This window comes from Hymenobacter terrenus (assembly GCF_000972495.1).
Classification (GTDB): Bacteria; Bacteroidota; Bacteroidia; order Cytophagales; family Hymenobacteraceae; genus Hymenobacter; species Hymenobacter terrenus.
The window spans coordinates 58,267-79,297 of sequence record NZ_LATM01000014.1 but is presented as its reverse complement, the minus strand read 5'-3'; the positions used below and the strand labels follow the sequence as shown (position 1 = coordinate 79,297).

Here is a 21,031-nt window from a genome sequence, read left to right as displayed (position 1 = left end):
GGCGTTGGGGAAGGAAGTTGGAGAGAAGGCCGCTTTGGTTTACATCACCGTCTGGAAATCATTGCTGCAAATACTGCCCCAGCTCCGATACCGACGCAATGCCCAGCTGCTGCGCCTGTTGCTGCCGCATGAGCAGGGCGTAAGTGTTGTTGAAGCCCAGCGGGGCCAGCCACTCCAGGTTGTAGCGCCGCCGGAACTCGGCTCGCACGTAGTTCAGTACCGCCGCCGGCCGGCCACCCAGCGAATCGACTACGGCTGGGGTGGGCTGCAACAGCACCAGCAGGCCGGTGCCGGTGTATTCGGGATATAGGTCGATGGCGCCGTCGCGTAGGGCCTCAAAGCAGATGGTGGTGCCGCCGAGGCCGGTTTTGGTTTGCACGGCCAGGTTGGTATTGCCGCGGATGAGGGCGGCGTACAGCTCGGCGAGGATGTATTGCTCGGCAAAAATCTTGGAGCCCAGTCGCACTACCGGCGCGCCTGCCACGGCCGGGCGCGGGGCGCGCCACAGCCCGCGCCGCCGCAGAAAAGCTTCGGCAATAGCTTTGGGGTCTTGGTGCAGGTAGTCGGCGCGGTAGTTCAGGTTAGTCATCGCCGAATCGGAAATTTGACCGTTGAGCTGGGCCAGCACGGGGGCAAGCTCCGGGTGGTCGAGTAGCAGGGCGGGGCGGACCACGGGCACGGCGTAGTAGGGCGGAAATACGCGGCGGTCGTCGTGGAGCACGCGCAGGCCGTAGGCCCGGATGCGGCCGTCGGTGGAGTAGCCATCGATAACGTCTACGTCGGCGTGGCGGGCGGCTTCGTATACCAGCGCGGGCGCCAGCACCACGCTGGGCAGGCGCGTGAGGCCATATACTTTGGTGAGGCTGGGCAGGCCGTCGGCCCGGCCCACAAACTCCGGGCTGAAACCGGCCTGGAGCTTGCCCGTGGCGCGGGGCAGCAGGTAGAGAGCGCCCAGCAGCGGCAGCACCACCAGCAGGCCGGTGCCTACCTGGGCCAAGCGCCGGGTGCTCAGCTTTTGCACGCCGCCCAGGGCCGCATCGAAGGCCAGCGCCAGCCCGGCGGCGGGCAGGGCGCCCGCCAAAATCATGGCGGGGTTGTTGAGCGCGATGCCGCCGAAGATGAATTCGCCGAGCCCGCCCGCTGCTACGTAGGCCGCCAGCGTGGCTACGCCCACGTTGATGACGGTGGCAGTGCGGATGCCGGCCATGAGCACGGGCAGGGCCAGCGGTAATTCTACCCGGCGCAGCACCTGGCCGTCGGTGAGACCGAGGCCGCGGGCGGCTTCTACCACGGCCGGGGGTACGCCCTGAATGCCGGCCAGGGTGTTGCGGATAATGGGCAGCAGCGAATACAGAAACAGGGCGAAAATTGCCGGCTTCGGCCCAATGCCCAGCAGCGGAATCAGGAAGCCGAGCAGGGCGATGCTGGGCACCGTTTGCAGCACGCCGGCCAGGCCCAGCACGGCGGGTGCCCAACGTGGCCGGCGCGACAAAAACAGTCCCAGCGGCACGCCCAGCAGCGACGCCAGCAGCAGCGAGGCCGCGGTGAGGCCAATGTGTTGCAGGGTTTGCTCGGCCAGCTTGCCGGCCTGCTCGTGCCAGAAAGTGAACAGCGCCGTTAGCGTTTCCATGCGGTCTCCTCTCGTTGTAGGGCGGCACCGAAAGCAGCCATAAGCTGGGGCAGCGTGAAGCCGACCGTCGTTGGGCCGGGGGCGGAGCCAGTGAGGGTTTCTAAGGCGTCGTGCACGGTGGTGTTGGTGGTGAACACCGGGTGCTCACCTGCTACGTCGGGCATTTTACCGGTGATACCAGACTTAGTTTCTTTGATACCAGGCTTAACATTCTCGATACCAAGCTTAGTATTCTCAATATCGGGCATTAAATGTCCAATACCAGGCGTGTGTTTATTAATATCCGGCGTACTATCCTTAACTACAAGCAATGCCTTATTGGTACCAGGCTTATGTGTGTTATCTACAAGCTTATTATCGATTATTTCAGGCGTTTTACTTTTGATACTAGGCATTAGTAGGCCGATATCAGGCTTTACTGACCTGATTCCGAGCTTAGCTAATTCATCAGCTGAAAAGATGTCGCCGAGCGTGAGGGTGCGGAGCTGCAAGGCCAAGCGTTCGGCGGCGAAAAAATCGCGCACAAACGCATTGGCGGGCTGGAAGAGCAGCTCGCGTGGAGTACCGAGCTGTTGAATCTGCCCGGCGTCGAGCAGCATAATCCGGTCGGCTAGCTCGAAGGCTTCGGTCACGTCGTGGGTGACGAGGACCACCGTTTTGCTGCGTAATTCCTCCAGTTCCCGAAACTCGCGGCGGATGCTGGCGCGGGTGAGTGGGTCGAGGGCGCCGAAGGGCTCATCGAGCAGGATGATGGGCGGGTCGGCGGCCAGGGCGCGGGCCAGGCCCACGCGCTGCTGCTGCCCACCCGAGAGCTGGTGCGGATACTGCCCGGCGTAGCGGGCCGGCGGCAGGTGCAGCCGCGTGAGCAGCGCCGTGGTGCGGGCCGCGATGGCGGCCGGCGCGTGGCCGAGCAGGCGGGGCACCACGGCTACGTTTTCGGCCACGGTGTAGTGGGGGAGGAGCCCTACTTGTTGGATGACGTAGCCGATGCCGCGCCGCAGCGTTTCGGGGCGTTGGGTGCGCACGTTTTCGCCGTTGATTTCCACGGTGCCGCCGTCGGGCTCAATCAGTCGGTTGAGCATTTTGAGGAGGGTGGTTTTGCCGCAGCCGCTGGGGCCGAGGAGCACCAGGGTTTCGCCGGCCGCCAGGTCGAAGGAGATGTCCCGCACCACGGCGTGGTTCCCGAACTGCTTGCTGAGGCGGGAGGCGCGAATAATGGGCGGTTGGGCGTTGGGCATGGCGGAAGGAATGGGGCAAAGTAAACCCGGCCGCAGGGTTTGGGTTTGGCGGGGCGGAGATAGGGCCGCAAAAACGTCGCGGCGTAGCGGCCGTAGTCCGTCCGACCTTTGCCGTTTGCGTTATTACTACTTTCCCAATTCTTTTCTCAGAGCGGTTTCAACGTAGCGCGAACTTTGTAGTTCGCGTGCCCGGCGGATACCCGAACGACGGCCACACGGCACGGGGACGCGAACTACAAAGTTCGCGCTACGACGTGCGACGATGAAACTGCTCTACCTTCCGCCGATGCTACTCAAATACCTGCTGTTGCTTTTGTTTTTTGGGCTGATGCGCCTGCCATTGGCCGCCCAGGTGTACTCGGCCACCGACCCGTTGGCTCACACGTTCAGTATAGTAGCGCGCGACCCGGCTACCGGCGAAATGGCCGTGGCGGTTCAGAGCCACTGGTTTTCGGTGGGTACTTCCGTGAGCTGGGGCGAGGCCGGGGTGGGCGTGGTGGCTACGCAGTCGTTCACCAATAAGTCGTTTGGCCTGCGCGGGTTGGCGCTGCTGAAAAGCGGGAAAACCGCGCAGCAGGCTTCTTGATGAGCTGTTGGCCAACGACGAGGGCCGCGACGTGCGCCAGGTAGCCATCCTCGACAATCAGGGCCGGGTGGCGGCGCACACGGGTAAGAAGTGCGTCGATATGGCGGGCCACCTCACGGGCAGCCAGTTTTCGGTGCAGGCCAACATGATGCTGTCCGATAAGGTGTGGCCGGCCATGGCTCAGGCTTTCGAGCAAAACGCCCGGCTGCCCCTGGCCGAGCGGGTGCTGGCCGCTCTGGATGCGGCGCAGGCCGCGGGCGGCGACATCCGGGGCCGGCAATCGGCGGCCCTGCTCGTGGTGCGCGGCCAGGCCACCGAAGGCCCCTGGGCCGACCGCCTCGTGGACCTGCGTGTGGACGACAGCGTCGCCCCGCTGCCTGAGCTGCGCCGCTTACTCCGCCTGCACCGGGTCTACGACCACATGAATGCCGGCGACCTGGCCGTGGAGAAAAACGACATGCCCAAGGCCATTGAGGAATATCAGGCTGCCGAAAAGATGTTCCCGCAGAACCTGGAAATGAAGTACTGGCACGCCATCACGCTGGCCAATAAGCAGCAGCTACCGGCCGCGCTGGCCCTGCTGCGCCCCATTTTCAAGCAAGACCCCAATTGGCGCACTCTCACCGAGCGCCTGCCCAAAGTCGGCCTGCTGACCGTAACCGACGCGGAACTGAAGCAGATTTTGTCGTTGAAATAGCCCCGTCCTGCCGCAGCGGCCCATATTTGCGTTTCGTCGTTGAACAATATCAGGCCGGACCATCGGTTTTTGGGCTCTTAAAGCAAAGCTGTCAATAGCCGGCTTTCCAATCATTCTATGAAATATTCCCTTCTCGCAAGCCTTCTCGCGGCCCCGTTGCTGAGCAACTACACCCAAGCTCAGACGCCGCTGACGGTGTCCAAGCCCGTAGCCGCCGCCCTGGAACAGGTGCAGCCCGAGGCTATCAAAGCCCACATTGCCTACCTGGCCGATGACCGCCTCAAGGGCCGGCAGCCGGGTAAGGAGGGCTACCAAATGGCCGTTGACTATGTCACGAAGCAGCTCACGAGCCTGGGCGTGCAGCCGGCCGGCGAGGGGGGCGCGTTCGTGCAGAAAGTACGCCTGCGCCGCACGTTTCTAAAGCCTGGTGCCACCTTCGCCACGCGCGATGCCCAAGGCGGGGCCCTGCCACTAACGGCCGGCCAGGACTACGCCATTTATCCCAGTCCCGAGCTGCCGACTACCACCGTCACGGATGCGCCGCTGGCTTTTGCCGGCTTCGGTATCAGCGCGCCCGAGCTGGGGTATGACGACTATGCCGGCCTTGATGTGAAGGGTAAGGTGGTGCTGATTGTGCGCGGGGCGCCGCGCACGTTCACGTCCACGGTGGCGTCGGCCAGTCAGGATTTGTCGGGGTTGCTGCAGGCGGCGGCCCGGCACGGCGCCGTAGGGCTGATAGTCGCTGCCACCCACGCCACGCCGCTGCCCGACCTGAAGCGCGGCACCTACAGCGTCCTCGGTGCCGATGGCAAATTGGCCGCCTCCCGCTCGTTTGCCGTGGGGAGTCGTCAGCAGCTCTACGCAGCCGTGAGTGCCGCCACGCTCAGCCACTTCCTGCAAACGGCCGCGCTCGATACCACTCAGGTTTTTGCGGCTATCCGGAGTGGCAAGCCGGCCTCGGCGGCCTTACGCACCACGATTAGCGCCAGTGCGCAGTCTACTTTTCAGGATATTGAGAGCTATAACGTGGTGGGCAAAATTCCCGGCTCGGATGCCAAGCTGCGTGAGGAATACGTGGTGCATTCGGCCCATCTTGACCACCTGGGTATCGGCGCGCCGGTAAAGGGCGACTCCATCTACAACGGCGCCCATGACAATGCCTCGGGCGTGGCCTGCGTGCTGGAAATTGCCAAAATCTACTCCAAGCTCAAGGAAAAGCCTAAGCGGTCCATGCTCTTCGTATTCGTGACGGGCGAGGAACTGGGCCTGCTGGGCTCCTCGGCCTTCGCCGCCAACCCCACCGTGCCCAAAGCCCGCATCGCCGCCGATATCAATATGGATATGCCCACGCTTATTGCCCCGCTGCTGTCGGTGGTGGCGCTCGGCGGGCAGCACTCCTCCCTACTTGAGCCCGTGACCCGCGCCTGTGCCTACATGGCCATTGATCTGGAGCAGGACCCCGAACCCGAGCAAAACCGCTTCATCCGTAGCGACCAGTACAGCTTTGTGACCGCCGGAATCCCCGCCCTGCACATTAAATACGGCAACAAAACCGCCGACGGCCGCAACAACCTCAACCAGCAAGTGCAGGAGTGGCGCGCCGTAACCTACCACAAGCCCCAAGACGACATCAACGGCCGCTTCGACTTCGAAGCGGGCCGCAAATACGTGCAGCTCTGCTTCCTCATCGGCTACCAGGTAGCGCAAAGCCCCGCCCGGCCGGCCTGGAATAAGGGCGACTTTTTCGGCCAGCGCTACGGCGTGCGGTGAACCTTACCCCCTGACCCCCTCTCCAAAAAAGAGGGGGCACCGAAAATGCTCAAATAACATTTGCTCATATACCGAGAACAAAAAAGCCCGCTTTTCAGTGGGCTTTTTTTTTAACTGACACTTGGTGCAAGACCGGTGCCCCCTCTTTTTTGGAGGGGGGGGCAGGGGGTGAGGTCAGTTGTCCTCAAACTTGCCCATCGCGCCGCTTTCAAAATCGGCAATAGCTTGCACCAACTCCTGGTTCGTGTTCATCACGAAGGGGCCGTAAGTAGCCAGCGGTTCTTCAATGGGTTCGCCGGCCAGCACGAGGATGACGCTGTCCTCGGTGGCGGTAATCTGGGTATTGGGTGAATCCCAGCCCAGCACCACGAGCTGCTTGGTGGTGGCGGGACGGTTGCCGTTTATCAGCACGTCGCCCTTCACGATGTAGAGGCCCACGTTGTAGGCGGCGGGCAGGCTCAGTGTTACTTCGCCGCCTTGGGCGAGGTGTACGTCGAGCATGGTCAGGGGCGAGAAGGTGGTGGCGGGGCCGCTGGTGCCTTCGTAGCTACCCGCAATCACGCGGATGGTGCCTTTGCCGTCGGGCGTGGGCAGCGTTTTGATGGCGGCCGACCGGATATCCTGATAGTTAGGTGGAGCTAGCTTATCCTTTTTAGGCATGTTCACCCATAGCTGTACTACTTCCAAGGTGCCGCCCTGACGGGTGAATTCTTTCTCGTAGAGCTCTTCGTGCATGAGGCCGGCGCCGGCGGTCATCCACTGCACGTCGCCGGGGCCGATGTTGCCCTGGTGGCCGGCCGTGTCGCGGTGCGCAAGTACGCCCTGGTACATCACCGTCACGGTTTCGAAGCCGCGATGCGGGTGCGGCGGCGAGCCGAGCGGCTGGTCGCTCGGGGCAATAGTCATCGGGCCAATGTGGTCGATGAGCAAGAACGGGCTGAGCTGCCGGATGCGCGGTCCGGGCATGGGGCTGGTCACCTCGAAACCGTCGCCAACGGCCTTTTTATTGCCGTCGATAACCTGAAAGATTCTTCTGAAAGTAGTGTCCATAAGTAGTGGAGTAAAAGATAGCAACTGATGCGGGGCTGCCGTTTAATAAAAGCATCAGCGGCATAAATAGTTATCTGCTTTGCCTGCGACGGCCCACATTCTGCCCGGGTGCTTCACGGCGACTATCGCAATTGGTTTCGGTAGTTATGGTTCAGAAGTGATTATTAATCAAATAATTGCTCGCGTAAATAGCCGCTCTATATTTACGCAGTATTACCGAAAACACGTCGCACTGGTCACCAATTGCCGGTACCCAATCCCGCACCCAGCCCCTTATTCCCCCCAATGATTAACCACCTAAAAATGAAAGTCACTGCTTCGGTGTTTGTGGCCTCTTTCGCCTTGTTGGGCGCATACTAAAATAACAATTCTGAGCAGAAAGCTACGACTGCGACCGCGCCGGCTACTACCGATTCGACGGCGAGCAAGCCGCTGTCCGAGCCTCTGGTTCGGGATATTTATACGGCGGACCCTTCGGCGCATGTCTTCAACGGTAAGATTTACATCTACCCTTCGCACGACATCGGGTCCAGTATTCCAGAGAATGACAAGGGCGACCATTTCGATATGAAGGATTACCACATCCTGTCCCTGGACAGCATCAACGGCAAGGTGACCGACCACAGCGTGGGGCTCGACATTAAGAACATTCCCTGGGCCGGCAGCTGTGGGCCCCCGACGCCGCTTTTAAAAACGGCACTTATTTCCTGTACTTCCCGGTAACGACCCTGAAAGAACGACGCGCTGAGCGCCGTCGAAGCATCTTTACCAAGCAGCTAATTCCTTTCTTCGAACGATTGGAAGTACTGTTGATGTAGAGCAGTTTCGGCGGCGCTCAGCACGTTGTTGTCATTAGAATCGGGTGGGTTCGGTTCGAAACTTTCCCAGCCCCCTAATGCTTTAGGCCTTCGTACTTTTGCCCCATTCGCGGCCCCGCCGCTTTTTATTTTTACCTTACTACAATGGCAGTTTATCCTGAATACATGGTGGCGCCTATCCGGCAAGACCTTACTGAAGCTGGTTTTGAGCAGTTGATGACCCCCGAGGAAGTAGATTCCGCCCTCGCCTCCAACGAAGGCACCGTGCTGGTTGCCGTGAACTCAGTGTGCGGCTGCGCCGCCGCTAAAGCCCGCCCGGCCTTGAAAATGGCCCTGGCCAGTGCCGACAAAAAGCCCGGCAAGCTCGTAACCGTATTCGCCGGCATGGAAACCGACGCCGTGGCCAAAATGCGTGAGCACCTGCTCCCGTATCCTCCCTCATCCCCCTGTATCGCCCTGTTTAAAGACGGCGAGCTGGTGCACATGATTGAGCGCTACCACATCGAAGGCTCTGATGCCATGCGCATCGTCAACAACCTGCAAGGCGCGTTTGAAGAGTACTGCTAACCAGCAACCTTTCGGCGCGACCTGACCACGTTGGTTATGATTTTGCTGCTACATGCAAAAGCCCCCGCCTCGGGTGAGACGGGGGCTTTTGCGTGTAGCAATGAGCTGGGTTAGCGGGCGGTGGGCTGTTTCATCATGAAGCAACCGACCGCAGCGAATAGCCCTACTGCCAGGGCTATCCAGCGGCGGCTACTGCTGGGCAAAACGGGCCGGCCGCCAGCTACTTCGCTGTCATCGAGCATGTAGTAGGGCGTAGCAAGGGTTAGCCGTTGGCCAGCATAGTGCTGGCTCACGTAGGTAGGCAGGTCGTTGCGGCTCAGGCGGCCGTCGTAAGTTGCAGGGAAGGCTTGGGCGCTGTCGAGAAAAAAAACGCGGCCGGTAGTGAAGTTTTGATAAACCGGCACCTTGGTTTTAACCACGAAACGCACGGGCTGGCCAGGCTTCCAGTTGGCAGGCAGCAGGGGCGCGTAGGTAGTGCGGCTTTTGGTGCTGCCGGATTTCGTTTCCTCCAGCACAAAGCCGTAGTTGGCGGCCAAGACGCCGTGCACGGTTGCCAGCTCTGCCTCGGCGGGCAAAGTTGCCTTTGTGTTCAGGTCGAGCGAGTACACGGATTGCGCCGCCAAATGCGCCTCGGCTAGGGTCAGATAAAGGAACGCTGCCCCGCTCACGGCCACGCACACCAGCGCCGCTATCGTGCGGCCGCGTCGGGAGTAGAGCGCATTTTGTTGGTCCTGATACGTGCGAACGGGAGTGGCCATTCCTCTCATAGCCGCTGGTGCCCCCGCCGCGGGCTGCTGGCCCGGAAAAGTCGGCGTAAAGCCTTCGGATCGGTTCAGGCGCACCAGCCCGTAGAACATGGGCACCAGGCTCAGCACCCACGCCAGTACGCAGCCTACCAGCGTCAGGCTGTTGTCGGCCTCGTCGAAGTGCTGCATCTGCCAGTTAATCAGCCAGCCGCTCAGGCCCGTGTGGGTGGCGAAACCATAGGCGAGGTAAGCCGCGCCGCCTAACAGGTACACCATGGCGAAGGCGGTAAAAGCGATGCGCACTGGCGTTTGGGGAGGAGTAGGGGTTGGGGTCATAGAGGGAAATTAAAAGTTTCAGGCAAGCTACAGCGCCGCGTTCAACCTTTACTTCCCCGCCGGCTTGGCGAAGGCAATCAGCAGTGCCCCACCTGCCATCAGCACGGCGCCTAGCACAACTTGCCAGGTTAGCTTTTCCTTCAGAAATACCGCTGCTAAAGTCACCGAAAATACCAGCGCTATGTTGGTCAGCGGCGACACCCGCGAAGCGTCGCCTATCGACAAGGCTCGGAACGACAGCAGCGACGACGTAGCCGTGAGCACCCCCGCCGTCACCAGGAATATCCAGCTCCGGCGTTCAATTTTACCGATTTCGGGTAGTAAGCCCTGCCATAATACAGTTCCCCACGATACTATTATGATCAGCACGGCTTGCACGGCGAAAGCCAGGCTAGGTGGTACGTTTTTGATGCCCGCCTTCGACAACGTGACCACGGTAGCGGATACCAAGGCCGCCATCAAAGCAAAAGCAATCCACATGAGTTGGTTGGAAGAAGTACGCGGTGCGGCCGGATTGCTTGCCAGTACGCCCCTGCTTCGGTAGGGTTCGGTGCGGCGGTAGGATGTTAGTTCCTAAGAACCTATCCGACTAGCCAAATCATGGCGCCTTAAACTGGAATTAGCTAAGCGGCCCGTGGAAAACCAGGCTCGCTCTGGATGCACGCATGTTATATTATTTAGATTCATTCTAAATAAGCTTGCCTGGCTGGCGGCGATACAATACTTTTGTATCTGTTTAGAATTAATCTAAATATTCTTGCAATGCTCAGTATACTCTTTCGAACCGGCATTCTGCTGGTGGCCGGGCTTCTAATTAGTCATCTTGGCGCGGCTCAGTCTTCAGAGCGCGGCAGTTTGACAGTACTCATTCGTACCGCTTCTGATAGTAAGCCAGTTCCCTACGTCAGCGTCAGCTTGAAAAGCACGGGGTTTGGCGGCGTGAGTGGGCCCGATGGGCGCCTGCTGCTTCGGGCGCCGGCCGGGGCGTATACCCTCATCATCCAGGGGGTGGGTTTCGCTGAACAACAAAAGGCCGTGGAAATAACCGCGGGTCAAACCACGTCTGCTGAGGTGCAACTCGTGGCTGGTGGCACCGATCTGGCCGAGGTGCAGATAACCGCCCGCAGCTATACTGCTTACCGGCGCGATGCCACCAACATAGCTACCCGCTCAGAAACGCCGCTGCGCGACATTCCGCAGAGCGTGCAGGTGCTGCCCGAGGCAGTGCTGCGCGACCAGCAGGTACAGCTCTTGCAGGAAAGCATCCGCAACTTCGCGGGCATCAGTCAGTTTGGGGGCTACAATGATTTTAACATGCGGGGTTTCCGGTCGGGCACGGGTAATTTTGCCCTCAATGGGCAGCGACTCGGGGGCTCGTCGTACACGCCCCAGCCTACTTACAACCTCGAAAGCGTGGAGGCCATCAAGGGGCCGGCGTCGGTGCTCTACGGGTTTGCGGCGCCGGGTGGCATCATCAACCAGACCACCAAGCTGCCCGAAGCCACACCCCGGCGCGAAGTGCGCCTCACCTACGGCAGCTACAACCAGCTGCGCGGCGTGGCCGACGCCACCGGCCCACTCGCCCAGAATGGTAAGTGGCTCTACCGCCTGCTACTGGGCGCCGAACGCACCGACCACCAGATGCGCGACTGGAAAACCCGGAATGTGTTCATCAACCCCTCGCTCACCTTCCGTCCTTCGGAGCGCACCGACCTTACGCTGACTACCTCCTACTTTCATCAGAATGAGGACGGCGGTACCTGGTATAATCGCGGCATAATGGCCGTGGAGGGCGACCTGAGTGTGCTGCCCCGCAACTGGACCCACCATGACAGTAATGACCGGGGCCGCGACCGGATTGGAAACGTGCAGCTTCTGGGCCGGCACCGCCTCTCCGATCAGCTGACGGTGAATTTACTGGCCCGCTACAGCTACTACCACTCGCGTCAGCAGTACCACCACATCACGCGTCGCAGCTACGACCCGGCTACTGGCACCATTGAGCGCCACTTCCGCGACTTCGACAACATCACGCAGGATGCCTTTGTGAATGGCTACCTGACCTGGAAACCTACCACCGGGTCGGTGCAGCACACCATTTTGGCGGGCGTGGATTATGGCCACTCTGCCAACGGCTACGACTACGCCCAGAGCTACGACGGAGTGCCGGGCCTGAACATCTTCAATCCTCAGTACGGCCAAATCAACCGCGAAAATTACCGCGGCGAGGGCTACAACGACCGGTTCGACAATCCCACCACTTTCATTGGAAGCTACGTGCAAGACCAGCTCACCCTCACGCCCCAACTGAAAGCCGTACTAGGCCTGCGCTATGACCGCTACCGCAGCACCAGCCTCGACCAAGACCGTACCGAACAGGTTTCGGACCCGACTGCGGCCGTCGTGCTCACGCGGGACACATCCAAGGCGTCGGCCTTCGTTCCGCGTGCCGGGCTGGTATACCAGCCGCTGCCCGAGCTGAGCTTGTATGGCTCCTACAGCCAGAGCTTCGAGCCGCAATATTCTAACTTACCCCGCGCCGGTGGGCCCTTCGACCCCGAAACCGGCCGGCAGTGGGAGGTGGGCGTCCGCGCCGAGTTGTTGGGCCGTCGCCTGGTAGGCTCAATGGCCGTGTACCGCATCCGCAAGGTGAATATTCTGACCACCGACCCCACTGACCCGGATGCCCAACGGCAGATTGCCGGCAACGAGGCCACCAGTCGCGGGGTTGAGCTCACCCTGACCGGCCGCGTGCTGCCGGGCCTCAACCTCATCAGCAACTACGCCTATAACGAGGCGCGCATCACCAAAAACGGTAACCCGAGCCAGCCCTACGGCGCGCCTTGGTTTGAAAATGCGCCAAACCACTCCGGTAACCTGTGGGCGGTGTACACGGTGCCCACAGGCGGACTGGCTGGCCTGGGCTTCGGGGGTGGCGCGTACTACGTGGGTAAGCGCTACAGCTTCGACTCGGGCTTCTCCACTCCGGGCTACAAAACGTTCGATGCGGTGGTGAATTATCAGTTTAAGCAAGTTTCGCTGGCTCTCAACGCCTACAACCTGGCCGATACGCGCTACTACTCGGGCGTGTTCTTTCGGGACATTGTGTGGGTGGGCAACGGCCGCTCGTTCCGTCTCACGGCCGGCTATTCTTTCTGATTAAAAGCCCTTTCGCTTATGGCCCGCTCTGCCCTCTCCCGCCGCCTGTTCACGCTGCACAGCTGACTGGGCCTGGCCACCGGCCTGCTACTACGCCGTGGGCGGGCTCTCGCCGGCCCTGCTCAGCCTCACCGGTTTCGCCTTGTGGTGGTGCCGACGCCAGCTGGTTTCGCATGCGAAGCGGCCCGCAACCGGGCGGCGGGCCGCTTCGCATGCCGTCTAGCGGTTAAGCTTTTGCGTTTGCAGCATGCCCGACAGCCAGTTCCTGGAATGGAATCAACAGCTCCCGGGCACTCGAAACTAGTTGGCTACCTCACTGATGAATTTAATCCGCACCAGTCGTAATTCTTCCTCGGTAAACTCATCACCTAGCTCCCGCATGGCCACCGCAATATTGTCTGTGCTGGCTGACATGAAGTAGTCGTAAATCTCTTCCTGACGCTCTTCTTCCACCATCTCATTGAGATAATAGTCGATGTTGAGCCGGGTGCCCGAGTAGCAAATATGCTCGATTTCCTCCATCAGCTCGGTCATGCCGATGCCTTTGGACGAGGCGATATCCTCCAGCATCATCTTTTTGTCGATTTGCTGAATGATATAAATCTTGATTTTCGAGCGGTTTACCGCTGACTTCACCACCACGTCTTCGGCAGTCTCGATGTCGTTATCTTCCACGTACTTCTTAATGGCGGCCACGAATGGCGCGCCAAACTTCTGGGCCTTGCCCTGGCCCACGCCCGATACGTGCGTGAGGTCGTGCAGTGAAGTGGGGTAGGTGGTGGCCATTTCCTTCAAGCTCGGGTCCTGAAAGAGCACGTAAGGCGGTAGGTTTTTCTGCTTGGCTACCTGCTTGCGCAGTTCCTTGAGCTGGCTGAACAGGGCTTCGTCGTGGCCAGCAGCTTGCTGCACTTCTTCCTTTTCCTCGTCGGCCTTCTGCTCAGCGTCGAAGTTATGGTCCTTAGTGAGCGTGATGGACCGTGGGTTTTCAATAAAATCGATGCCTTTATCGGTAATGCGCACCAGCCCCAGGCTATCAATGTCCTTCTCCAGAAAGCCATTGAGCAGGCATTGGCGCAGCACCGAATGCCAGAATTGCGCATCGCCCAGCTCCTTGCCTTGGCCGTACACTGGCAGCGCGTTGTGGTCGTAGCTCTCAATGTGGGGGTTACTCAGCCCCAGCAGCACCTGCCCAATGTGCGTCAGGTTGAAGCGAGCCTCCGTTTGCACCACGGCGCGCAGAGCCATCCCCACGGCCTCCTCGCCCTCAAACCGTTCTTTCGGATGCTTGCAGTTGTCGCAGAAGCCGCAATCCGTATCCAGCGTTTCGCCGAAATAGTGCAGCAGCTGCCGCCGCCGGCACACCGCGCTTTCGGCGTAGTTGGTCATTTCCGACAGCAACTGATGGGCATTGTCACGCTCGGTTACCGGCTTGTCCTTGCTGAATTTTTCCAGCTTTAGAATATCGTCGTAGCTGTAGAACATCAGGCAGTTACCTTCCAGGCCGTCGCGGCCGCCCCGGCCGGTTTCCTGGTAGTAGCCTTCAATACTCTTGGGGGCATCGTAGTGTACCACGAAGCGGACGTCGGGTTTGTCGATGCCCATACCGAACGCAATGGTAGCCACGATGACGTCACATTCTTCATTAAGAAACGCATCCTGGTTGTCGATGCGCACTTGTTGATCGAGGCCGGCGTGGTAGGGGCGGGCGCGCACGTCGTTTACGCGCAGCAGCTCCGCAATTTCTTCCACTTTTTTGCGGCTCAGGCAGTAGATGATGCCCGCTTTGCCTTTGTGCTGCTTCACGTACTGAATCAGCTGCTTTTTGGTGTTGTGCTTGGCTCGTACTTCATAGTACAGATTGGTACGGTTGAAGCTCGTTTTGAACACCGATGCGTCATCCATCTGCAGGTTTTTCTGGATGTCCAGCTGCACTTTGGGCGTGGCCGTGGCCGTGAGGGCAATAATGGGTACGTTGCCGCCCAGGTTGTCGATGATGCCACGAATCTTGCGGTACTCGGGCCGGAAGTCGTGGCCCCATTCCGAAATACAATGGGCCTCATCAATGGCGACGAAGCTGATGGTCGACTTCAGCAAAAACTCAATGGTGTCGTCTTTGGTCAGGCTTTCGGGAGCCACATACAGCAGCCGGACGTCGCCATTCATGACGTCTTTTTTTACCCGGTTCATTTCGGTTTTAGTCAGCGTCGAATTATAAACCTGGGCATTAACCCCAAAGGCACCCAACTGGTCAACCTGGTTTTTCATCAGGGCGATAAGGGGCGAAATAACGATAGCCGTACCCGGTACTACCAGCGCTGGTAATTGGTAGCACAGGCTCTTGCCAGCCCCCGTGGGCATGATGACAAAGGTGTTGTGCCCCGCTAGTACATTCTGAATGACAGCTTCTTGGGTGCCCCGGAACTGACCGTAGCCAAATACTTTCTTAAGTGTGTGTTTCAAATCGGCAACGGGGGCCGGAGATTCCTGAAGGGCAACTGGTAACATAAGGCGAAAACTCAGTGTAGGATGAGTGCAGAAGCGAGGTTCTTAACGAAGATAAGCACGGGCATAGTTTTTTAACATGAAAATGGTGTTTTTTATGAGTTGTAGGGAACAATTTTATCAGATAAAATCTCAGCTATTGGATTTCGAAAAAATAAACCTCAGTTAAGGGAAGTTTTTTTATTATAAAACTGATTTTGAAGCTCATCAGCTAGCCTACTCTGCTTGCTTTTTTATTCGATTAGCGTGCGGTACTGCTTCTACCGACGGTTTAGCTTCTTTCCCCCAATTTTGCATCGCCGTTTTCCGCTCCGCTCATGTCCGTTTCCGCTCAATCCGCCGATTTATCTGCCGCTGGTGTCGCTCCGGTGGCCATTGATGTATTGGCTATTGCCCGCCAAGTACTCTATGAAGAAGCAGCCGCCCTGCACGATGTGGCCGCGGCCCTCTCCGCTACGCCCGATTTTGTGAGTTGCGTGCAGGCTATTCTACGGTTGAAGGGCCGCGTGGTGGTTACGGGCATTGGCAAAAGCGCCCATATTGCGGGCAAAATCGTGGCCACGCTCAATAGCACCGGCACGCCAGCCCTATTCATGCATGCCGCCGATGCTATTCACGGCGACCTGGGCATGATTCAGCCCGAGGACTTCGTGGTGGCCATCAGTAAAAGCGGCGACACGCCCGAAATCAAGGTGCTGGTGCCGCTGCTGCGCCGCAAGGGCGTGCCCCTAGCCGCGCTGGTCAGCAACGCCGATTCGTACCTAGGGCAGCAGGCTAATTTCATTCTCCATGCCCCCGTGCGCAAGGAGGCGTGCCCCAATAACTTAGCGCCCACCACCAGCACTACGGCCGCCCTCGCTCTGGGCGATGCCCTGGCCGTGTGCCTACTCGAAAGCCGCCAGTTCACCGCCGCCGATTTTGCCCGCCTGCACCCCGGCGGCACCCTCGGCAAGCGCCTCTACCTGAAAGTGGGCGACCTGAGCCGCCAGAACCAGCGTCCGCAAGTAGTCGAAGACGCCCCTTTAAAAGAGGTATTGTTGGAAATATCCGGCAAGCGCCTCGGGGCCACCGCCGTACTCGATGCTGCCGGCCAACTCGCTGGCATCATCACCGACGGCGATTTGCGGCGCATGCTGGGGAGCTTCTCCGACCTGGAAAAACTAAAAGCGCGTGACATCCTAACGCCCCGCCCCGCTACCATTGACGTGGAGGATTTCGCGGCCGAAGCATTGGTCCGGATGCAGCAACGCAATATCACCCAGCTGGTAGTGACCGAGGACGGGCATTTTGCCGGTTTCATTCATTTACATGACTTGCTGCGCGAGGGCCTGGTATAATGTCCGAGGCCCTGAGTAATTTCAATACTTTAGTTAGAGAATCGTCCGCGCAAGCAGAACCTTTCTGCCACAACCATCCCGGAGGCTCCAATTAGAAGTTGGAGTTACGGTACCTTTGCTTCATGAACTCCACCTATCTCGTCGTAATGGCTGGCGGTATTGGCAGCCGCTTTTGGCCCTTCAGCCGCACCAACCATCCCAAGCAGTTTCATGACGTTCTGGGCTTAGGCCGTTCCATGCTGCAGCTTACCGTGGACCGATTTGCTGGCCTTTGCCCGCCCGAAAACGTGTTCGTGGTTACCAACCGTGATTACGCGGCCCTGGTCCAGGAGCACCTTCCCGACCTGCCGGCCGACCAAATTCTGGGTGAGCCCATCGGCCGCAACACGGCTCCCTGCATTGCCTACGCCAGCTACCGCATTGCCCAGCGCGACCCGCAGGCCACTATTATCGTAACGCCAGCTGACCACGCCGTCCTCCGCGAAGAGGAGTTCCGGCGCCTAATGAGGCTGGCCGTAGAAGCCGCCCGCGCCAGCGATGTGCTTATTACCCTGGGTATTCAGCCCTCGCGCCCCGATACCGGCTACGGCTACATCCAATACATGGACGAGCACTCGCTGCCCGGCGGCCAGCTGCACAAGGTGAAGACCTTCACCGAGAAGCCGAATCTGGAGTTGGCCCGGATGTTTATGGAGAGCGGCGACTTCCTCTGGAATTCCGGCCTGTTCATATGGCGCGCCGATGTTATCATTTCCGCCTTCCATCAGTACCTGGGCGACATCGCTGAAGTGTTCGACGAAGGCATCGGAGCCTTGGGTACGCCCGATGAAACTGCTTTTATCAGCGAAGCTTACTCCCGCTGCCGTAACATCAGTATCGACTACGGTGTGATGGAGAAGGCTGATAACGTGTACGTCTTGCCTGCTGATTTTGGCTGGAGCGACGTGGGCACCTGGGACTCGCTGCACCGCATCGGGAAGCACGACGAAAACGGCAACATGGTAAACGGCGACGTGCTGCTCTACGATACCACCGGTTGCGTCATCAAAACTCCCTCCGAGCGCTTGGTGGTAGTACAAGGCCTGGAAGATTACATTGTAGCCGAGTACGACAACGTGCTGCTGATTTGCAAGCGCAGCGAGGAGCAGCGCGTAAAGGAATTTGTAGCCGACGTGAAGGCCAAGAAAGGCGTTGGATATAACTAGAACGACACTCCCCTCCTCGGCTGAGGAGGGGAGTGTCGTTCTACTGCACCCGCTGCCGGGCCACCTCAAAGAGCATGATGCCGGCGGCCACGCCTACGTTGAGCGACTGAATCTGGCCGGTCATGGGCACTTTCAGCTTCACGTCGGCCAGGTTCAGCAGGTCGGGCGAGATGCCGTCTTCTTCCGAACCCATGAGCACGGCCACGGGGCCGCTGAAATCCACCTGGGCAGAGCCTACGGCTTCTTCGGCTTTTTCGGTACAGGCTACTACCGTGATGCCCGACTGCTTGAGGAAACGGATGGTTTCGTGCAGGCTCACTTCGCGGCACACAGGCAGGATGTTGAGGGCACCGGCCGAAGTTTTCAGGGCGTCGCCGTTGATTTGGGCGGCGCCGCGGCTGGGAACTACGATGGCCTGCACCCCCAAGCACTCGGCCGTGCGGGCAATGGCCCCGAAGTTGCGCACGTCCGTAATGCGGTCGAGCAGCAGCAGAAAGGGTACTTTGCCCTCCTCAAACAGCCCAGACACAATGTTGTCGAGCGGGGCGTAGTCGATGGGCGACACGAAAGCCACGGCGCCTTGGTGGTTTTTGCGGGTCAGGTTGTCGAGCTTCTCCACGGGCACCATTTGCACCTGAATGCCAGCCTCGCGGGCGGCCGTCGAGATGTCCGTTACGAGGCTGTTTTTGGTGCCGCGTAGCAGGAAGATTTTTTCCAGCGTGCGGCCGGCACTCAGCGCTTCCAGGATGGGGCGCAGGCCAAACAGCATGTCGATGCTTGGCGCCTGAGCCGGGCGGTTGTCGTAGCGCGGCCGGCTGTTGCCGCGCTCGGCGCCTTCGCTGCGCTCGCGGTAGGGCGGGCGGCTCTCGACACGGTCGGAACGGCTGCCGGCGGCTTCGTCGCGGTTGTCGCTGCCGCCGCGGCCACGGGGGCGGGCGGGGCGGTCGTCAAACTCGCTGCCGCCGCGGTCGGGGCGGAACTGTTTGGGGGTGACGGGCCGGTTGGCGCTGTCGTAGAAGCGGCGGCCAGCTACCGGCCGCGCAGGTCGGTTGGGACGTTCGGGCCGGTCAGGGCGGTCGGTGGGGTTCTCCATGTTTCAACGGCGGCATACCAGAGCAATTCGTACTCGGGCCGGCGCACCAATTCGTAGTAATCAGGTGCAAAGGTACTCGGCCGGGGGCGGAAGGTGTAGGTAATGGGCCCGCCGTTCAGCCCACCCTCGGAATAAAACCACCGTTCCTCGCCGTTGAAGAGGCGCCGCACGCTCGGCGGAGGGCCCAGCACCACGTATAGCAAGCCCCTGTCGGTCAGCCAGCCGGCTTTGTGGGCGGCGAAGAGCCGGTTGGCCGCCGTTACTCGCCCGTAGTAGCGCCGAATCAGGTCTTTGCCCAGCGTTTGGTTGCCCTTCGCAATGTCGAGCCAGAACTTATCTACGGCCCGTTTGGGGTCGGGCGCGTCGGTGAGGCGCTTGCGCTCCTGGCTGGTGGTGAGGTAGCGCAGCGGCTCAATCAGCTCGGCGGCCGTGGTGAGGGCGGGGTATTTATTATCCGTCACCATCACGGCCAGCGGGCGGGCCGCGCTGCCGCTGCTGCCACCCACGCGCAGGGCGTACAGGCCGGACTCGGCAAAACGCAGGGGCTCGCCGGGCCGGGTGGTGGCCGAGTCGAGCACAGGCAGCACCCGTGGGCCGGCGGGCATGGCGGCCGGGTTGGTCATGGGCGGCAGGGCGGCGATGGGGTTCACCGCGTAGCGCTTCCAGCGCACCGGTTGGTAGAGGCCGTAGCTATCCACCCCAAAGGTTTCGCCGGCCTGCACGTAGCGGCGCAACAAGGGCAGCCCGGCCGAATCGGTGAGCACAAACGGCCGGGTCAGGTGCGCTTCGGTCAGGCGCAGCCAGGCCGTGGTGGTGGGTTCTTGGTAGTCTTCCTTGGTATTGACGGGGTTGGTGTTCAGCTCCAGCACGGCGCCAGCCGGGAGGCGGGCCGCGGCTACGCAAAAAGTGAGGCGGGTGCCGTCGGGCCCGGGGCGCGGGTGCTGCTGGCGGCGCGGCACGCTGTCCTGCCACAGCGGCTGCTTGGCTTCGTAGCTGGGCCACACCACCAGGCGCAGGGCGTGGCCGGGGCCCAGGCGGGCGGGAGCGGGTAGGCGCAGGTAGAGGCGTAGGCTGTCGCCCTCACGGCGGGTATCCACGTTTAGGTGCGGGCCGTCGCGATAGAGGCCGGCGTAGTCGGGGCGCGGGGCCAGGGGGGCGCGGAACGGTTCTTTGCGGGCGAAGCTGCTAACAGCCAGTACCAGTAAGCCACCTAATCCGCTCAGGTTGATTATGCGTTTCATCTATTGGGTGAGGCATTAGAAGCCGTGCCTTTCGCTAACGCAACGGGCAGCCTGCTTCGTTTACGTAAAGCTCGTGGGAAGTATGATTTCCTACGCGACCAACCCGGGTGGGATAAGTTGGAGCCGGTTACTAGTGCAGCCTCAGCTGGCCCGACCTCATTCGTTCAGGAATATTAATTTGCTGTTGAATTGAGCAATAAGGCATTAAGAATAAAGACGCAAAGCAGGAGCCAAATCGGCTGGAAAAAAGGGGCGAGCCACTGAATTACGCCTATATTTCGCCCTCACTTAACTCCCTTTCCCATTTATGGCTACCAACCCTACCAACAACCGCCTGTCGACCACGCTCACCCCCGCGAAGCTGGCGAAAATCAACCAACTGCTCACCGAGCTTACGCAGGAGCTGGACTTTACCGTGGGCCTCACCACCGCCGAGCGGCAGGCGCTGCCCAAGATGAACGATGGCAGCCAGCCCTTCGTGAACGATGCCCTCGTTGGCGCCCAGCAAAACCCTGACTTGTTTCCGGGCTACGTGAAGCTGGAGGAGCTGGAAAAGGACACCACCCTCTACTTCCAGCTCGGCCCCCTCGTGGCCCGGCTGGCCCAGCTGGGCGAGCGGCTGCTCGATACCCAAATCCTGGCCGGGAGCGAAGCCTACGTTACCGCCCTGATGATATACCGCCTCGCCGAAGCCGCCAGCAAAGCCGGCCTGCCCGGCGCTGATACCCTGTACCAAACCTTGCGGCAGCGTTTCGTGAACCAGGGCACCATTACCGTCACGGTGCCGCCCGTTACCAACGCCTAGCTTTGCACCACGCCGGGTCGGCTTTGAAGGGGAGGGGGGTACTTCGGAAGTACCCCCCTCCCCTTCAAAGCCGACCCGGCGCGGCTTTTACCCAACCCGGCTCACCTGCGAACCGGCCGCGCCCGGCTATGCAGCGGCCGGGGCCGGCTACAAACCGCGCCAGCGCGGCTTTTAGCTGGCCGCTGCTCGCTTCGGGGCGGGCCCTCCTGGCTAAAAGCCGCGCCGGCCCGGCTCTCGACCGGCCCCGGTTG

At 60.3% G+C, this 21,031-nt stretch carries 16 protein-coding genes and 1 pseudogene; 9 read left to right on the top strand and 8 right to left on the bottom strand.

Annotated elements, in window-relative coordinates:
• Nucleotides 1-58: 58 nt before the first annotated feature.
• A complete protein-coding gene (locus WX88_RS16690; protein WP_046245535.1) occupies nt 59-1,630 on the bottom strand; it encodes an ABC transporter permease/substrate-binding protein in 1,572 nt (523 codons plus the stop codon).
• A complete protein-coding gene (locus tag WX88_RS32010) occupies nt 1,618-2,868 on the bottom strand; it encodes an ABC transporter ATP-binding protein (protein ID WP_082116097.1) in 1,251 nt (416 codons plus the stop codon). The genes WX88_RS16690 and WX88_RS32010 overlap by 13 nt, the downstream gene beginning before the upstream one ends.
• A gap of 286 nt (nt 2,869-3,154) precedes the next feature.
• Between WX88_RS32010 and WX88_RS32005 the strand changes: the two genes are divergently transcribed.
• From WX88_RS32005 to WX88_RS16675, 3 genes are all read left to right on the top strand, one after another.
• A complete protein-coding gene (locus tag WX88_RS32005) occupies nt 3,155-3,454 on the top strand; it encodes a DUF1028 domain-containing protein (protein WP_316932334.1) in 300 nt (99 codons plus the stop codon).
• A 7-nt stretch (nt 3,455-3,461) separates the two neighbouring features.
• Nucleotides 3,462-4,151: a DUF1028 domain-containing protein gene (locus WX88_RS16680; RefSeq protein WP_316932333.1), complete on the top strand. Its 690-nt coding sequence runs from the start codon at nt 3,462-3,464 to the stop codon at nt 4,149-4,151.
• 117 nt (nt 4,152-4,268) lie between these two features.
• On the top strand, nt 4,269-5,921 hold the full coding sequence (locus WX88_RS16675; RefSeq protein WP_046245534.1) for a M28 family peptidase: 1,653 nt from the start codon (nt 4,269-4,271) through the stop codon (nt 5,919-5,921).
• Between the two features lie 174 nt (nt 5,922-6,095).
• Here WX88_RS16675 and WX88_RS16670 read toward each other — a convergent pair whose 3' ends face one another.
• The gene (locus WX88_RS16670) at nt 6,096-6,971 is read right to left on the bottom strand and encodes a pirin family protein (protein ID WP_046245533.1); all 876 of its coding nucleotides are present in this window, start codon (nt 6,969-6,971) and stop codon (nt 6,096-6,098) included.
• A 429-nt stretch (nt 6,972-7,400) separates the two neighbouring features.
• Here WX88_RS16670 and WX88_RS28855 point away from each other — a divergent pair.
• Both WX88_RS28855 and WX88_RS16665 read left to right on the top strand, forming a co-directional pair.
• Nucleotides 7,401-7,693 (top strand): annotated as a pseudogene (locus tag WX88_RS28855) (alpha-N-arabinofuranosidase); the annotation flags it as partial.
• A 240-nt stretch (nt 7,694-7,933) separates the two neighbouring features.
• Nucleotides 7,934-8,356, top strand: a complete 423-nt coding sequence (locus tag WX88_RS16665) for a BrxA/BrxB family bacilliredoxin (RefSeq protein WP_046245532.1) — start codon at nt 7,934-7,936, stop codon at nt 8,354-8,356.
• A 110-nt stretch (nt 8,357-8,466) separates the two neighbouring features.
• Here WX88_RS16665 and WX88_RS16660 read toward each other — a convergent pair whose 3' ends face one another.
• Entirely contained in the window at nt 8,467-9,438 is a 972-nt protein-coding gene (locus WX88_RS16660) for a hypothetical protein (RefSeq protein ID WP_046245531.1), read from the bottom strand.
• A gap of 48 nt (nt 9,439-9,486) precedes the next feature.
• The gene (locus WX88_RS16655) at nt 9,487-9,918 is read right to left on the bottom strand and encodes an EamA family transporter (RefSeq protein WP_046245530.1); all 432 of its coding nucleotides are present in this window, start codon (nt 9,916-9,918) and stop codon (nt 9,487-9,489) included.
• Between the two features lie 282 nt (nt 9,919-10,200).
• On the opposite strand from WX88_RS16655, the gene WX88_RS16650 reads away from it, so the two are divergent.
• Nucleotides 10,201-12,597, top strand: a complete 2,397-nt coding sequence (locus tag WX88_RS16650) for a TonB-dependent receptor (protein ID WP_072053034.1) — start codon at nt 10,201-10,203, stop codon at nt 12,595-12,597.
• A 300-nt stretch (nt 12,598-12,897) separates the two neighbouring features.
• Here the strand turns inward: WX88_RS16650 and recQ are convergent, their stop codons facing one another.
• Entirely contained in the window at nt 12,898-15,102 is a 2,205-nt protein-coding gene (gene recQ / locus WX88_RS16640) for a DNA helicase RecQ (protein WP_046245527.1), read from the bottom strand.
• 314 nt (nt 15,103-15,416) lie between these two features.
• On the opposite strand from recQ, the gene WX88_RS16635 reads away from it, so the two are divergent.
• Together WX88_RS16635 and WX88_RS16630 are read left to right on the top strand one after the other, a co-directional pair.
• Nucleotides 15,417-16,436 carry a KpsF/GutQ family sugar-phosphate isomerase gene (locus tag WX88_RS16635; protein WP_046245526.1) on the top strand — a complete coding sequence of 340 codons (1,020 nt, stop codon included), beginning with the start codon at nt 15,417-15,419 and terminating at the stop codon, nt 16,434-16,436.
• A gap of 122 nt (nt 16,437-16,558) precedes the next feature.
• Nucleotides 16,559-17,641 (top strand): mannose-1-phosphate guanylyltransferase, encoded by a 1,083-nt coding sequence (locus tag WX88_RS16630; protein ID WP_046245525.1) that lies wholly within the window; start codon nt 16,559-16,561, stop codon nt 17,639-17,641.
• A gap of 40 nt (nt 17,642-17,681) precedes the next feature.
• Here WX88_RS16630 and rlmB read toward each other — a convergent pair whose 3' ends face one another.
• Both rlmB and WX88_RS27825 read right to left on the bottom strand, forming a co-directional pair.
• Nucleotides 17,682-18,734, bottom strand: coding sequence for a 23S rRNA (guanosine(2251)-2'-O)-methyltransferase RlmB (rlmB, locus tag WX88_RS16625; RefSeq protein ID WP_082116096.1), 1,053 nt, complete (start codon nt 18,732-18,734; stop codon nt 17,682-17,684).
• Nucleotides 18,671-19,975: a GWxTD domain-containing protein gene (locus WX88_RS27825; RefSeq protein ID WP_052732774.1), complete on the bottom strand. Its 1,305-nt coding sequence runs from the start codon at nt 19,973-19,975 to the stop codon at nt 18,671-18,673. Before WX88_RS27825 ends, rlmB begins: the two co-directional genes overlap by 64 nt.
• 307 nt (nt 19,976-20,282) lie before the next feature.
• On the opposite strand from WX88_RS27825, the gene WX88_RS16615 reads away from it, so the two are divergent.
• Nucleotides 20,283-20,780 (top strand): hypothetical protein, encoded by a 498-nt coding sequence (locus WX88_RS16615; protein ID WP_046245523.1) that lies wholly within the window; start codon nt 20,283-20,285, stop codon nt 20,778-20,780.
• Nucleotides 20,781-21,031: the final 251 nt, after the last annotated feature.